The sequence below is a fragment of the Sphingomonas sp. AC522 genome (genome assembly GCF_979258125.1).
Map to the genome: position 1 here is coordinate 2,243,636 of NZ_OZ409836.1, position 13,178 is coordinate 2,256,813.

Genomic DNA, 13,178 nt, shown 5'->3' on the forward strand with positions numbered 1-13,178 from the left:
GCGAAGGCGGGGACCCATCTCTTGCAGATGTCAGCAAATGCAATGGCTGTTTTGCTCGCTGTGTGCACCGGAGATGGGCTCCCGCCTTCGCGGGGGCGACGATAGCTGGTCAATACCCAGCTCTCTCAGCCAGCGCATTGGCGTGAAAATTACTGTCGCCGAACAGCTCGGCCAGGACCCGCGCGCGCTTCATGTAGAAACCGATATCATATTCGTCGGTCATGCCGATGCCGCCGTGCATCTGAATGCCCTCCTGCACCGATAGCGTGGTAGCGAGGCCCGTCATCGCCTTGGCGACCGAGACTGCGTCCGCGGCGTCATGGCCGGTGTCCAGCAATTGCTGGGCCTTGAGGACAGCGGCGCGGGCGACTTCCATTTCACTATAGAGGTGCGCAGCGCGGTGCTGGAGCGCCTGGAAGCTTCCGATCAGTAGGCCGAACTGCTTGCGCTCCTTGAGATAGGAAACGGTCATGTCCATCGCGCCGCCGCCGACGCCGAGCAGTTCTGCCGAGGCGCCGGTGCGGCCCGCGGCGAGGAGGCGGGCGAGGGGAGTAGCGCCCTGATCGACTTCGCCGATCACCGCATCGGCATCCACTTCGACGCCGTCGAACTGGAGGTGTGCAGCGAGGCTGGAATCGGCGAGGCGTTCGGGAGTGACGGTGAGACCTTTCGCGTCGTTGGGAACGGCGAACAGCGTGGTACCGCGCTCGGTTTTTACGGCGACCAGTATGAGATCGGCGACATGGCCGTGGGCGACGAAGCGCTTGGCGCCGGTGAGGCGGAAACCGTTGCCGGCGCGCTCCGCCTGCATCTCGACGCGGCCGTCATGCTTGGCGCGCTCGTCGATCGCTAGCGCCGCGACGGTCTCGCCTGCAAGGATGCCGGGGTACCAGCGCGCGGCGTGGGGCGTGCCCTTGAGTGCTTCGACTGCGGCGACGGCGGTGCTGAGGAAGGGGGAAGGGGAGAGGTTGCGGCCGATTTCTTCCAGCACCACGCCGGCTTCGACATGTCCCAGGCCGAGGCCGTTATCGGCCTCCGGGATCAGGATGCCGGTCAGGCCCATCTCGGCGAACTGCTTCCACAGATCGCGGCTGAAGCCAGTCGCGTCGTTAGCGTCGCGCAAGCCGCGCATGTGGCTGACGGGCGCGTGTTCGGCGATGAAATTCTTCGCGGTGTCGCGGAGCATCTGCTGTTCGTCGGTTAGGTAGAGGGGCATCATACGTCCTTTATCGTCTTCCCCGCGAAAGCGGGGATGCCGCTTCTTCCGCCACTTCGAAAAGAAGAAGCGGGGCCCCGCCTTCGCGGGGGTGACGGGTGGTCAGCTCGGCAAATCCAGGATCCGCTTGGCGATGATGTTGAGCTGGATTTCGCTCGTTCCGCCTTCGATCGAATTGGCCTTGGTGCGCAGCCACGCCCGCGGCGCGGCACCGCCCGCCGAAGCCTCGCTCTCCCATTCCAGCGCGTCGCTGCCGCCCGCCGCCATCAGCAGTTCGTGGCGCGCCTTGTTCAGCTCGGTGCCGTAATATTTCATCATCGAAGGCTGGGCGGGGTGCGCGCGGCCCGCTTTGAGCTCGTCGATGAAGCGCTCGGACATTGCCGTGAATGCCCGTGAGCGAACGTCGAACAAGGCGATCTGCCCGCGCAGGATCGGATCGACACCCTTGCGGGCCGCCTCGATCAGAGGATCCTTGCCCGCCGCGCCAAGGCCCATGCCCGAGATCATCTCGCGCTCATGGCCGAGCAGATATTTGGCGACGTCCCAGCCCTTATTCTCGTCATGGATGCGATTGGCCTTGGGGACCTTCACATCGTCGAAAAAGGTCTCGCAGAACGGGCTGTTGCCGCTGATCAGCAGGATCGGCTTGGTCGAGACGCCTTCGCTCGCCATGTCGAACAGCACGAAGCTGATCCCGCCCTGCTTCGATTCCTTCGAAGTGCGAACGAGGCAGAAGATCCAGTCGGCCTTGTCGGCATAACTGGTCCAGACCTTCTGTCCGTTGACGATATAATGGTCGCCCGCATCCTCGGCGGAAGTGGCGAGGCCGGCGAGATCGGAGCCGGCATTGGGCTCGGAATAGCCCTGGCACCAGCGGATCTCTCCGCGGGCGATCCGGGGGAGATGCTCGAGCTTCTGTTCCTCGGTGCCATATTTGAGCAGGGCCGGACCGAGCATCGAGATGCCGAAACTATTGAGGGGATTGCGTGCGTTGATCGCCTTCAATTCCTCGCGGAGGATTTTGGTCTCTGCGGGGGATAGCCCGCCGCCGCCATATTCGCTGGGCCAATCGGGCACGGTCCAGCCGCGTGCGCCCATGCGGTCCATCCAGAGTTTCTGGTCGGGATGCGCGAATTCCGGGTTGCGGCCGCCCCAGGTGGCATCCTTCTCGCCGCGCATCGGAGTGCGCATGGTGGGAGGGCAGTTGGCCTCGAGCCATGCCCGGGTTTCGAGGCGGAATTGTTCGAGGTCTTGGGTCATTTCAAATTCCCGTCATCCCCGCAAACGCGGGGACCTAGAGCCAAGAGGGCCGCCCGTAACCCTGGGTCCCGACCTTCGGGGGGATGACGGGGGGTAGGCGGCGCATTTGCATCACTTGTTGAACTTCTCGCCCTTTTCAGCCTTTTCGCGGAGCAATGGCGCGACGTCGAAGCCGTGCTTTTCCAGCCCCGCAACGATCTTCTTGAGGCCCTCGGTATCCGCCCAGAACATCGGGCCGCCGCGATAGACCGGCCAGCCATATCCGTATATCCACACCACATCGATGTCGGACGCGCGCTGGGCCTTGCCCTCAGCGAGAATCAGGGCGCCTTCATTGACCATCGGATAAAGCGTCCGCTCGACAATCTCCTCATCGGTGACCTCGTGTTGCACTGCGCCGGTCTTCTGGCGGAAATCCTCGATGATCTCGGCGACGCGGGGAGAGGGGGAGGGGTTCCGCTTCTCGTCATAATCGTAGAAGCCTTTGCCCTTCTTCTGGCCCCAACGCTCCTCGGCGGCGAGCGCGTCGCGAATATTCTCGATGCGGGTGGGATCGCGGTGCCAGCCGATATCAACGCCGGCAAGGTCGCTCATCTGGAACGGACCCATCGGCATGCCGAACGCGACATGGACCTTGTCGATCTGCTCGGGCGTGGCGCCTTCCATCAAAAGCTTCATCGCTTCGACCTGGCGCGGCATCAGCATGCGATTGCCGATGAAACCGTGGCAGACCCCGGCGACCACCGCGACCTTCTTGATCTTCTTGGCGATCGACATTGCCGTGGCGAGGACGTCATCGGCGGTCTTGTCGCCGCGCACGACTTCTAGGAGCTTCATCACGTTGGCGGGCGAGAAGAAGTGGAGGCCGAGCACGTCCTGCGGGCGCGAAGTGCTGGCCGCGATCTCGTTGACGTCGAGATATGACGTGTTCGAAGCGAGGATCGCCCCCGGCTTGCAGATCGCATCGAGCTTGCCGAAAATGTCCTTCTTGACCTCCATGCTTTCATAGACGGCCTCGATGATCAGGTCGCAGTCGGCGAGGTCGGAGAGGTTGAGGGTGGGGCTAAGCAGCCCCATCGCCTGATCGACTTGCTCGGGCTTGATCCGGCCCTTGGCGGCCGAGCCTTCGTAATTCTTGCGCATAACGCCGGTGCCGCGGTCGAGCGCTTCCTGCTGCATCTCGACGATCGTCACGGGGATGCCGGCCGAAAGAAAGTTCATCGAAATGCCGCCGCCCATCGTGCCCGCGCCGATCACGCCGACGCGCTTGATATCCCGCAGCTTGATGTCTTCGGCGACGCCGTCGATCTTGCCGGCCTTGCGCTCGGCGAAGAAGATGTGGCGGAGCGCCGCGGATTGCGTGCCCATGATCAGCTTCATGAAGCCCATGCGCTCGGCCTGGACGCCCTCGGCATAGGGCTTGCCGGCGGTTTGCTCGATCAGATCGACAATCGTCGCCGGCGCCTCGAAGCCGCGGAAGCGCTTGGCGTTGGTCTTGCGAAAGGCATCGAACACCACGGGATCGACGGTCACCGGGCGTTCGCTGGAGCGCGGGATGGGCTTGCCGACGACTTCGTTCGCGAAGGCGACGGCGTCGGCGAGAAGGCTGTCTTCGCCCGCGAGCCGATCGATCAGCCCGGCCTGCTTGGCCTGCGCGGCGGAGACAGGGTCGCCCTTCGCCGCCAGCTCAAGCGCGAACTCGACCCCGGCGACGCGCGGCATGCGCTGGGTGCCGCCGGCGCCGGGCAGGATACCGAGCTTGACCTCCGGAAGGCCGAACTTGGCCGAGGGCACCGCGATTCGATAATGCGAACCCAGCGCGACTTCGCAGCCGCCGCCCAGCGCCGTGCCGTGCACCGCCGCGATCACCGGCTTATCGAGCGCTTCGATCTGGTCGACCAGCACCGGCAGCGAGGGCTCCTGCATCGGCTTGCCGAATTCGGTGATGTCGGCGCCCGCGAAGAAGGTCTTGCCCGCGCAGGTGATCACGAGCGCCTTGATGCTGTCGTCATTCTTGGCTTCCTCGATGCCCGCGGCAAGGCCCTGGCGCACCGCGGCGCCAAGCGCGTTCACCGGCGGATTATCCGACGTGAGGATCAGGACATGGCCCTGACGGCTGGTTGTGATGACGGACATTGCAGGTCTCCAGTTTAGGCGAGCGCCGAATAGATCAGCGTCTTGAGTTCGCGGCGGATCGTGAAGGCGGAGGAGGGGCTGACCTGGGTCATGAACACCATGTGGAGCCGCTCGACGGGATCGATGAAGAAGGCAGTCGAAAACATCCCGCCCCAATAATATTCGCCTTCGCTGCCCGGCAGCAGCGTCTTGGGAACGTCCATGGTCACTGCGAAGCCGAGCCCGAAGCCGGTGCCGGCATTGGTCGTCTCGCTGAACAGCGACTGCGACATGGTTGCGAGGTCCGAATTACCGGGCAAATGATTGCGCGTCATCAAGTCGAGCGTCTTGCGGCTGACGATCCGCTCGCCATCGAGAGCGCCGCCATGCAAGCACATCCGGCAGAAGCGGTGATAATCAAGCGCGGTGGAAACCAGCCCGCCGCCGCCCGAAAGTTGCGTCGGCGCACCGGCCCAGGCTGAAGCATCGCCACTGTCATAGATGACGCGGCCCTTGCCGGGCACGATCGCATAGCAATCGGTGAGCCGATGCAGCTTGTCCGCCGGCACCTGGAAGAAGGTGTCGTCCATGCCGAGCGGCTTGAAGATGCGCTCGCGAAAGAAGCTGTCGAGGCTCTGGCCGGAGACGCGCTGGATCACGGCGCCGAGCACATCGGTCGATACCGAATAATTCCATTCATCGCCGGGCGAGAATTCGAGCGGCAATTTGCCGAGCTCGGCGACGAATTCGTCAAGGGTCAGCCCGCCATGCCAGCGCTCGAGCTTGAGCCCGCGATAGGCGGCATCGACCGGGGTTCGCTCCTGAAAGCCATAGGTCAGCCCGCTGGTGTGGCGGAGCAAGTCGATCATCCGCATCGGCTGGTCTGTCGGCCGCGTTTCGAACGCGCCAGTCCGGCCCCCCGCGAACACCGATACATTCTTGAATTCGGGCAGCACGCGGTGGACCGGGGTGTCGAGCGCGACCTTGCCCTCTTCGAGCAGCATCATGAAGGCGATCGAGGTGATCGGCTTGGTCATCGATGCGATGCGGTAAAGCGACGTTTCGTCGATCGGCGACCCGCCTTCGCGAGCAAGCCCCTGATGCGAGAAATGTGCGATCTCGCCGTCGCGCGCGACCAGCAGCTGGCAATTGGGCAGCAGCCCCGAATCGAGATAGCGTTCCTTCAGATAGGGCTCGATCCGAGCCAGCCGCTTGCCATCGAAACCCAGCGCGCCGGCTGCTTCGCTCGTCATGGAAATGCCATACCTCTCGTTCGAATCTCGTTTGCCGCCTCGGTTGTGCGGCCTGGTTCTCCTATTGCCTTGAGCGCGACATGAATCAACACTAACGTGACCAACGGTAGGGCTTTCCGGCCAAACCCAAAATTCAAGATTGTCATGGAGAGTTTGCGCGTGGCCACCGATCCGATCGTGCCGCTGGACCCCAATTGGCCGGCAATGTCGCTCGACCAGGCCAAGGCGTTGCTGACTGCGCCGGGCGCCAAGTTCGAAATGGAAACGGTCGATATCCGCGGCGTGCCGACGCGGGTGTGGAAGCATGCGCCGCCGACGCTACGGCTTCTGGCGCAAATGGTGCGCGCTTATGGGCCACGCGAGTTCACGATCTACGAGGACGAGCGCGTCACCTATGAGGCGAATTACCGCGCCACATCGCATATCGCGCACCAGCTGATCGGCATGGGCGTCAAGAAGGGTGACCGGATCGCGCTGGCGATGCGCAACCTGCCCGAATGGCCGGCGATCTTCTTTGCGGGCGTCAGCATCGGCGCGATCATGGTGCCGCTCAATGCGTGGTGGACCGGTGGCGAGCTCGAATATGCGCTCAACGATTCGGGCGCGAAAGTCCTGTTCGTGGATGGCGAGCGGCATGAGCGGCTGAAGGAATGCTATGACAAGCTTCCGGCGCTGGAGCGCGTGGTGGTGAGCCGGGCGCGCGGGGAGCTGGAGGGCGAGGCGAGCCGGCTCGAAGTGCTGATCGGCACGCGCAACGACTGGGCTGAATTGGAGGATGTGGGCTTTCCCGAAGTCGAAGTTCTACCCGACGACGATGCGACGATCTTCTACACCAGCGGCACGACGGGCAGCCCGAAGGGCGCGCTGGGCACGCATCGCAACTTCTGCACCAACATCATGTCGAGCGGCTACGTCGCCGGGCGGGCGATGCTGCGCCGGGGCGAAACCCCGCCCGCGGCGCCCGAATCAAAGGTGATGCTGCTGGTCATCCCGCTGTTCCACGTCACTGCGTGCAGCGCGGCGATGATGACGGTGGTCGCCACCGGATCGACGATGATCTTCATGCGCAAATGGGATCCGGTGCTGGCGATGGAAGTCATCCAGCGCGAGAAGGTCAACGCGACCGGCGGGGTGCCGACAATCGCCTGGCAGTTGATCGAGCACCCCGAGCGCCACAAATACGACCTCTCAAGCCTGGAGAGCATCTCCTATGGCGGCGCGCCCTCTGCGCCCGAACTGGTCAAGCGCATCTTCGAGGAATTCGGCGCACTGCCGGGCAATGGCTGGGGCATGACCGAGACCACGGCGACGGTGACGCAGCATTCGGGCGAGGAATATCTCGCCCGCCCGACCAGCGCGGGGCCCCCAGTGGCGACGGCGGACCTGCGGATCATGGACGCGGAAGGCGAGCGCGAACTGCCGGCAGGCGAGGTCGGCGAATTGTGGGCGGGCGGGCCGATGGTCGTGAAGGGCTATTGGAACAAGCCCGAAGCGAGCGCGGAGACCTTCGTCAAGGGATGGGTGCGCACCGGCGATCTGGCCCGGATCGATGAGGAGGGCTTCCTCTACATCGTCGACCGCGCCAAGGACATGATCATCCGAGGCGGCGAGAACATCTATTCGAGCGAAGTCGAGGACGTGCTCTACGCGCACCCTGCGGTGATGGACGCAGCCTTGATCGGCGTGCCGCACCGCCAATTGGGGGAAGTGCCGGCCGCGGTGGTCCACCTGGCTCCCGGCACCTCGGCGACCGAGGGGGAGCTGCAGGACTGGGTCCGCGAGCGCCTCGCCGGGTTCAAGGTTCCGGTCCACATCCGCTTCGTGCAGGACACGCTGCCGCGGAATGCGAACGGTAAAATCTTGAAGACCGATCTGCGCGGGATGTTTGCGGCGGAGGCGACCGCCTGACAACCGCGCCGATTGTCGCGCGTCCAGGAGATAGGCCCCCGCCTTCGCGGGGGTGACGAAAAGGGTGGGTGCTATCGTCATCCCCGCGAAGGCGGGGACCCATCTCGCGCCCGCGCTGCAAGCTCAGCAGTTGAGTTCGAAGAACAAGTCGCGCCAGTTCGGATTGCTCTCTTCAATAAGCCGAATTTTCCACGCGCGATTCCATTTCTTGATCCGTTTCTCGCGGACGATCGCATTGTGGATATCGTCATGATGTTCGACATAGACCAAGCGCATCACCTCGTGCTTCGCAGCGAACTTGCTGCCCGTCCTTTCGCGATGCTGCATGACGCGCGCAGCAATATCGGCAGTGACTCCGGTATAGAGAGTACCGTTCTTGCGGTTCGTGATTATGTAGACATACCCGCCCATCTTTTCGTTACGTTCGGCGCTCGTCCGGGAGATGGGCCCCCGCCTTCGCGGGGGTGACGATAGAGGCTACGGCGGCCCGCCACCCCGCTAATCGTGCCCCGCGCGCTTCGGCATCCAAACTCGGCTCGAACGTAAGCCCCGGGCCACGCATCTTTGCGGCGTCCTCCAGGTCGCGGAACATCCCGCAGCCCACGCCCGCCAGCATCGCAGCGCCCAGCGCAGTCGTCTCCGCGAAGTCCGGGCGGTCCACCGGCAGGTCGAGCACGTCTGCCAGATCCTGCGCGAGCCAGTCGTTGGTCACCATGCCGCCATCGACCCGCAGCCGGGCCCAATCTGCGCCATCGGCGGCGAAGGCGGTCTTCAAATCGTTGCTCTGGTGCGCCATCGCCTCCAATGCGGCGCGGACGATATGGGCGCGGGTGCTGGAGAAGCTGAGGCCCGAAATCGCGGCGCGGGCGTCGGGCTCCCACCAGGGGGCGCCCAGACCGCTCAGCGCCGGCACCAGATATACGCCGCCATTATCCGGCACCGAGCGCGCGATAGCCTCGGTCTCGGGCGCGGTCTCGATCAAATTCACTGAATCGCGCAGCCACTGGATCAGGCTGCCCGCGACGAACACCGAGCCCTCGATCGCATAGGTCCGCCGTCCGCCGAGCTGCCACAGGACGGTGGCGAGCAGGCGGTTCTTAGAGGAAGGCGGAGTAGTACCGGCATTGGTGAGCACGAACGCACCGGTGCCGAAGGTGGCCTTGGTGTCGCCCTTGGCGAAGCAGGCCTGCCCGATGGTGGCGGCCTGCTGGTCGCCGGCCATGCCACAGATCGGGATCGATCCACCGAAGACCGGCGTGGTCCCGTATTGGCCGGCACAATCGACGATTTCCGGCAGCGCGTCGCGGGGTGCGCCGAACATATCGACCAGCCCGTCACTCCAGCCGCCCGATCCGAGCCCCATCAGCAAGGTGCGAGAGGCGTTGGTTGCATCGGTAACATGCAGCCCGCCGGTCAACTTCCACACCAGCCAGCTTTCGACCGTGCCGATCGCCAGCCGATCCCCCGCTGCCTTCAACAGGGGCCAATGTTCCATTGCCCAAGCGATCTTGGTGCCCGAAAAATAAGGATCGAGCAGCAGCCCGGTGCGCGCCTGCACGCCCGGCTCCTCGCCCGCTTCCTTGAGCTTGCGGCAAAGTGGCGCACTTCGGCGGTCCTGCCAGACGATTGCGGGGGCGAGCGGCTCACCCGTGGTCTTGTCCCAGAAGACGATGGTCTCGCGCTGGTTGGTGATGCCGATAGCGGCGATCGCATCCGCGCCGCCCGCCCTCTGCACCATCGCCGATGCGCATTCCAGGCTGCGGCGCCAGATCTCGTTGGCGTCGTGCTCGACCAGGCCGGGGCCAGGATAGTGTTGCGTCAGCTCGGCAGCATGTTGCCCCAGGCACTTGCCATTGGGTGCGAACAACATCGCCCGGGTGGATGTGGTGCCTTCGTCGATGACCAAAAGGATTTCGCCCATTTCGGCAGGCTAGCCGGGATTACACGCGCTGCAAATGCCGCTAGAGTGTGTCTGAGGGAGGATTTGTGAGCGACAATCCGGAAACAATCGGCGGCGGCGGTCCTCCTCAGGAGCAGGGCGTCCCCGCAATGACGCAGACCGTGCCCATCCTCGAAGATGGCGACGAAAATCTGGGCGACGGGCAGAAGCGCGACCGCCTGATGGCGTCGCTCACGCTTTTCGCGGGCGCCGGTTTCTTGCTCGCGCTTCCCTTCGCGCTGCAGGCGGGCTCGGTGTTCTTCCTGCCGCTCACCATGGCGATCGTCATCGCCATCGCATTGGTGCCGCTGCTCGAATGGCTGGAACGGCAGCGGGTGCCGGCACCCGTGGCGGCGTTCACCTGCGTGCTGCTGTTTCTTGTTGCCGCGAACGTCGCCCTGGCTTCGATCATCGTCCCGGCCTGGCAATGGGTCCGCGATCTGCCCAGCAAGATTCCGCAGATTCAGTCCAATTTGAAGCCGCTGTTCGATTTCTACGCGAATCTCGATTCGTTCGTGAACAAGACGCTGATGAACTTCGCCAACGAGCCGATGCGCCAGCAGCCAGAAGTGATGGCGACGACGCCGCCGCGCTCGCTGCTCGATCTGTTCGCGACCTCGGCGCCATCGGCGTTGATCGAAATGTTCTTCGCGATCCTCGTCATCTACTTCTTCCTCTCGGGCTGGACCAGGCTGCGCCGCAACGCGATCACCAGCCGCTCCAGCTTCGGCGGCGCGATGGCCACGGCACGAGTGATCCAGGACGTGGTTGACGACACTTCGGCCTATTTGGGCACGATCACGGTGATCAATTTGATCCTGGGCCTGATCGTTGCCGCGGCGCTGTGGATGATGGGCATGCCGACGCCGCTGATGTGGGGCGGCATCGTCACGCTGCTCAACTACATCCCCTATTTCGGGCCAGTCTTCGCTGCCTTGCTGCTCGCGATGGGTGGGCTGATGACCTTCCCGGATCTGTTCTGGGCACTGGCGCCCGCAGGAATCATGATCGGATCGCATCTGATCGAAGCCAATGTCGTGACGCCGCTGATCGTCGGGCACCGGCTGACGATCAGCCCGCTGCTGATCCTGATCTCGCTCAGCTTCTGGGGATGGGTTTGGGGCACCCCGGGAGCACTGCTTGCAGTGCCACTCCTGATCATCATCCAGACCGTGCTCAAGGCAGCTGGAAAGCCCGACATCGCCGGATTCCTGTTCGAACATGGCACGCTGGTCGGCGATGGCGGCGAGGCGCGAACACAACGGCGACAAAGTCGCGATCAATCCGGTTGACACCCCAAAACACGGCGGCTAGTGCCCGCCTCCTCGCAAGGATACTGCGGGTGTAGCTCAGTTGGTTAGAGCGCCGGCCTGTCACGCCGGAGGTCGCGGGTTCGAGCCCCGTCACTCGCGCCATCCCCCTGCTTTTGCAGGAAGATGGCGCCAGCGAACTCCCTTATCTACGGATCCTGGCATCGAGCGCGTAGCGCCCCGCGCCAATGCTCGCGAACAGCAATCCGAACAGGATCAGGCACGTCGCCGGAAACGCGCCACGGATGCCGAGCTTGGCATCCACCATCGCCACCGCCACTGCGAAATTGACGGCGCAAAGCAGCCCGGCCCAGCGCGTCCCGATGCCCAGCACGAACGAAACTCCGCAAAGGAATTGTGCCCATACCGACAAGGGCGCGGCGAATTCTGGCATTGGAAAGTTGTTGGCGCGCAGGAAGCCTGCAAACTCGGCCATTCGCTCGCTGCTGACGATGTTGTCCCACACTCCCCAGACCAAAAACGCGCCGAGGACGAGGCGTGCGGCAAACAATGCCGCGTCGGTGAACTGGGCCCAGCCGGGCTGGACGATACGCGCTGCTAGATCGGTCATGATTTCCTCCCGGAACCGTCTGACGTAGGCGCGTCGAGAGTCAGGCTATCACGCCCGCCAGCGTCCTGTCTCCATCCATATCAGCAGCGGGCGGAGCGGCAGGATCCAGACGATACCGGCGACCAGATAGATTGGCAGCTGGAGAAGGATGTGCAGTCCACCGATCCAACGCGAGCCGGTGGCGATGAGGATGATCCACACCAGGATCCAGGCGATGATCGCCAGCGCGCCCACCGGCTTGCGCCAGCTCGGCTCTATGCGTTGTGCCAAGACATGCCCTTCTCGGTGATGATCGCGTGCAGCGGCACGTCCCAGATATCGGCGGGGATAGCCGGCAATTCCTGCACCGACCAGGCAACCCCGACGCGCCACGCCGATTCGTAGCGGGCGAATGCGCGGTCGTAATGCGCGGCGCCCTGGCCCAGCCGGTTGAAGCGCGCATCGAAGCCGAGCAGCGGCGTCAGGATAATATCGGGTGCCGCCTCCTCGCTCGCCGCGTCGGGCTGGCGAAGCCTGTAGGGGCCGTCGGTCAATGGCGCGCCATCTTTCCAGAGCAGAAAGCGAATTGGCGCAGTGCGATCGATAACAAAGGGCAGGGCGATCCGGCATCCGCGTTCGGCGGCCGCGGCGGCGAGCTGCGCGGGATCGGCTTCGCTGCCGATCGGAAAATAGCTGGCGATGGTAAGCCCGGGGGTTAGCCGCTCGACAAAGGTTTGCGGGGCAGTGATCGCGACGCTTGATTCCGCCGCGAAACGGTCGCGCGCGGCGCGGAGCTGGGCTCTCAGGGCGGGTTTATCTGGGCTGATGTTCTTTGGGCTCATGGAATCAGGTGGCGGGTCCGCCATGGCCGTTTGCTTGAATATCCTCTGACGCCGTAAACGTCAGGTGGGGACCATATGCCGCAGACCAGGATCTGCACAGGGACAGCCCCCTAGGAAGATGAATCGCCTCAGGGATAATCGCTAAAGCTCGTACCGGGCAGAGCCCGCCATGGACCTATGTAATGTGTCGGCGTTAACGCCGCAACCACTCAGCGCGCGAACGTGCGCCCAAGCGACCTGATCATCCGCCGAGTGCGCCTTCCTCGAGCACAGCCGCGACGGCTTCCAGACGATCGGCGATACGATCGAGCAGCACGGGCGATACCCCATTGGAAGGACTGCGCTCGCCCTCGTCGAGCAGATCGGCGAGAATCAGCGACAGATAAACCAAGGTCCGCTCGGCATTGAGCCCGCCCGAAGCCCGCAATGCAGTCGCGGCGTGCTTTTGCAGGATCGTCTCGAGATGCCGAAGATGAGGCTCTTCGCCGTCGCGTGCGGAGATCGCATAGCTGCGGCCGGCAATGCTCAGGGTGATATCGGCCATCAGGCGTCCTCGCCCTCCGGCTCGCGCGCGATCAGCCCGTCGAGCGAAGCAACCGCCTCTTCGATCCGCGCGCGCAACCGGGCGTGGCGTTGCTGAACGCGGTCCAGAGCATAGGATTTCGCAGCAGCAGCCGCCTCGATCCTGGCCAGTGCTTGTTCGATGCGGTCTGCGGGTTCGGCCATGCGAATCGGATTAAGCATTGGTTAGTTGGGCTTCAACCCCCGTTCGCAAGTGGTTACGG

At 64.0% G+C, this 13,178-nt stretch carries 13 protein-coding genes and 1 tRNA gene; 3 read left to right on the forward strand and 11 right to left on the reverse strand.

Going from position 1 to position 13,178, the window contains the following annotated elements; translation table 11 throughout:
• Window positions 1-109: 109 nt before the first annotated feature.
• The 4 genes from ACZZZM_RS11105 to ACZZZM_RS11120 form a co-directional block, all read right to left on the reverse strand.
• The gene (locus tag ACZZZM_RS11105; protein ID WP_463595159.1) at window positions 110-1,216 is read right to left on the reverse strand and encodes an acyl-CoA dehydrogenase family protein; all 1,107 of its coding nucleotides are present in this window, start codon (window positions 1,214-1,216) and stop codon (window positions 110-112) included.
• Between the two features lie 102 nt (window positions 1,217-1,318).
• On the reverse strand, window positions 1,319-2,476 hold the full coding sequence (locus tag ACZZZM_RS11110) for an acyl-CoA dehydrogenase family protein (protein ID WP_463595160.1): 1,158 nt from the start codon (window positions 2,474-2,476) through the stop codon (window positions 1,319-1,321).
• Between the two features lie 111 nt (window positions 2,477-2,587).
• Entirely contained in the window at window positions 2,588-4,612 is a 2,025-nt protein-coding gene (locus tag ACZZZM_RS11115; RefSeq protein WP_463595161.1) for a 3-hydroxyacyl-CoA dehydrogenase NAD-binding domain-containing protein, read from the reverse strand.
• A 14-nt stretch (window positions 4,613-4,626) separates the two neighbouring features.
• Window positions 4,627-5,844, reverse strand: coding sequence for a serine hydrolase domain-containing protein (locus tag ACZZZM_RS11120; RefSeq protein WP_463595162.1), 1,218 nt, complete (start codon window positions 5,842-5,844; stop codon window positions 4,627-4,629).
• 144 nt (window positions 5,845-5,988) lie between these two features.
• Here ACZZZM_RS11120 and ACZZZM_RS11125 point away from each other — a divergent pair, with 144 nt between their 5' ends.
• Window positions 5,989-7,752 carry a class I adenylate-forming enzyme family protein gene (locus ACZZZM_RS11125; RefSeq protein WP_463595163.1) on the forward strand — a complete coding sequence of 588 codons (1,764 nt, stop codon included), beginning with the start codon at window positions 5,989-5,991 and terminating at the stop codon, window positions 7,750-7,752.
• 123 nt (window positions 7,753-7,875) lie between these two features.
• Here the strand turns inward: ACZZZM_RS11125 and ACZZZM_RS11130 are convergent, their stop codons facing one another.
• Both ACZZZM_RS11130 and ACZZZM_RS11135 read right to left on the reverse strand, forming a co-directional pair.
• Window positions 7,876-8,163, reverse strand: a complete 288-nt coding sequence (locus tag ACZZZM_RS11130; RefSeq protein ID WP_463595164.1) for a GIY-YIG nuclease family protein — start codon at window positions 8,161-8,163, stop codon at window positions 7,876-7,878.
• Window positions 8,164-8,170: 7 nt separating this feature from the next.
• On the reverse strand, window positions 8,171-9,673 hold the full coding sequence (locus ACZZZM_RS11135) for a glycerol kinase (protein ID WP_463595165.1): 1,503 nt from the start codon (window positions 9,671-9,673) through the stop codon (window positions 8,171-8,173).
• A 128-nt stretch (window positions 9,674-9,801) separates the two neighbouring features.
• On the opposite strand from ACZZZM_RS11135, the gene ACZZZM_RS11140 reads away from it, so the two are divergent.
• Window positions 9,802-10,983: an AI-2E family transporter gene (locus ACZZZM_RS11140; protein WP_463596432.1), complete on the forward strand. Its 1,182-nt coding sequence runs from the start codon at window positions 9,802-9,804 to the stop codon at window positions 10,981-10,983.
• 46 nt (window positions 10,984-11,029) lie between these two features.
• Window positions 11,030-11,106 (forward strand) — tRNA-Asp (locus ACZZZM_RS11145).
• Between the two features lie 40 nt (window positions 11,107-11,146).
• Here the strand turns inward: ACZZZM_RS11145 and ACZZZM_RS11150 are convergent.
• From ACZZZM_RS11150 to ACZZZM_RS11170, 5 genes are all read right to left on the reverse strand, one after another.
• Window positions 11,147-11,572 (reverse strand): DoxX family protein, encoded by a 426-nt coding sequence (locus ACZZZM_RS11150; protein ID WP_463595166.1) that lies wholly within the window; start codon window positions 11,570-11,572, stop codon window positions 11,147-11,149.
• A 48-nt stretch (window positions 11,573-11,620) separates the two neighbouring features.
• The gene (locus tag ACZZZM_RS11155) at window positions 11,621-11,842 is read right to left on the reverse strand and encodes a DUF2842 domain-containing protein (protein ID WP_463595167.1); all 222 of its coding nucleotides are present in this window, start codon (window positions 11,840-11,842) and stop codon (window positions 11,621-11,623) included.
• A complete protein-coding gene (locus ACZZZM_RS11160) occupies window positions 11,827-12,393 on the reverse strand; it encodes a 5-formyltetrahydrofolate cyclo-ligase (RefSeq protein ID WP_463595168.1) in 567 nt (188 codons plus the stop codon). Before ACZZZM_RS11160 ends, ACZZZM_RS11155 begins: the two co-directional genes overlap by 16 nt.
• Before the next feature lie 241 nt (window positions 12,394-12,634).
• Window positions 12,635-12,937 (reverse strand): cell division protein ZapA, encoded by a 303-nt coding sequence (locus tag ACZZZM_RS11165; protein ID WP_463595169.1) that lies wholly within the window; start codon window positions 12,935-12,937, stop codon window positions 12,635-12,637.
• Window positions 12,937-13,119 (reverse strand): hypothetical protein, encoded by a 183-nt coding sequence (locus tag ACZZZM_RS11170; protein WP_463595170.1) that lies wholly within the window; start codon window positions 13,117-13,119, stop codon window positions 12,937-12,939. Before ACZZZM_RS11170 ends, ACZZZM_RS11165 begins: the two co-directional genes overlap by 1 nt.
• Between the last annotated feature and the right edge of the window lie 59 nt (window positions 13,120-13,178).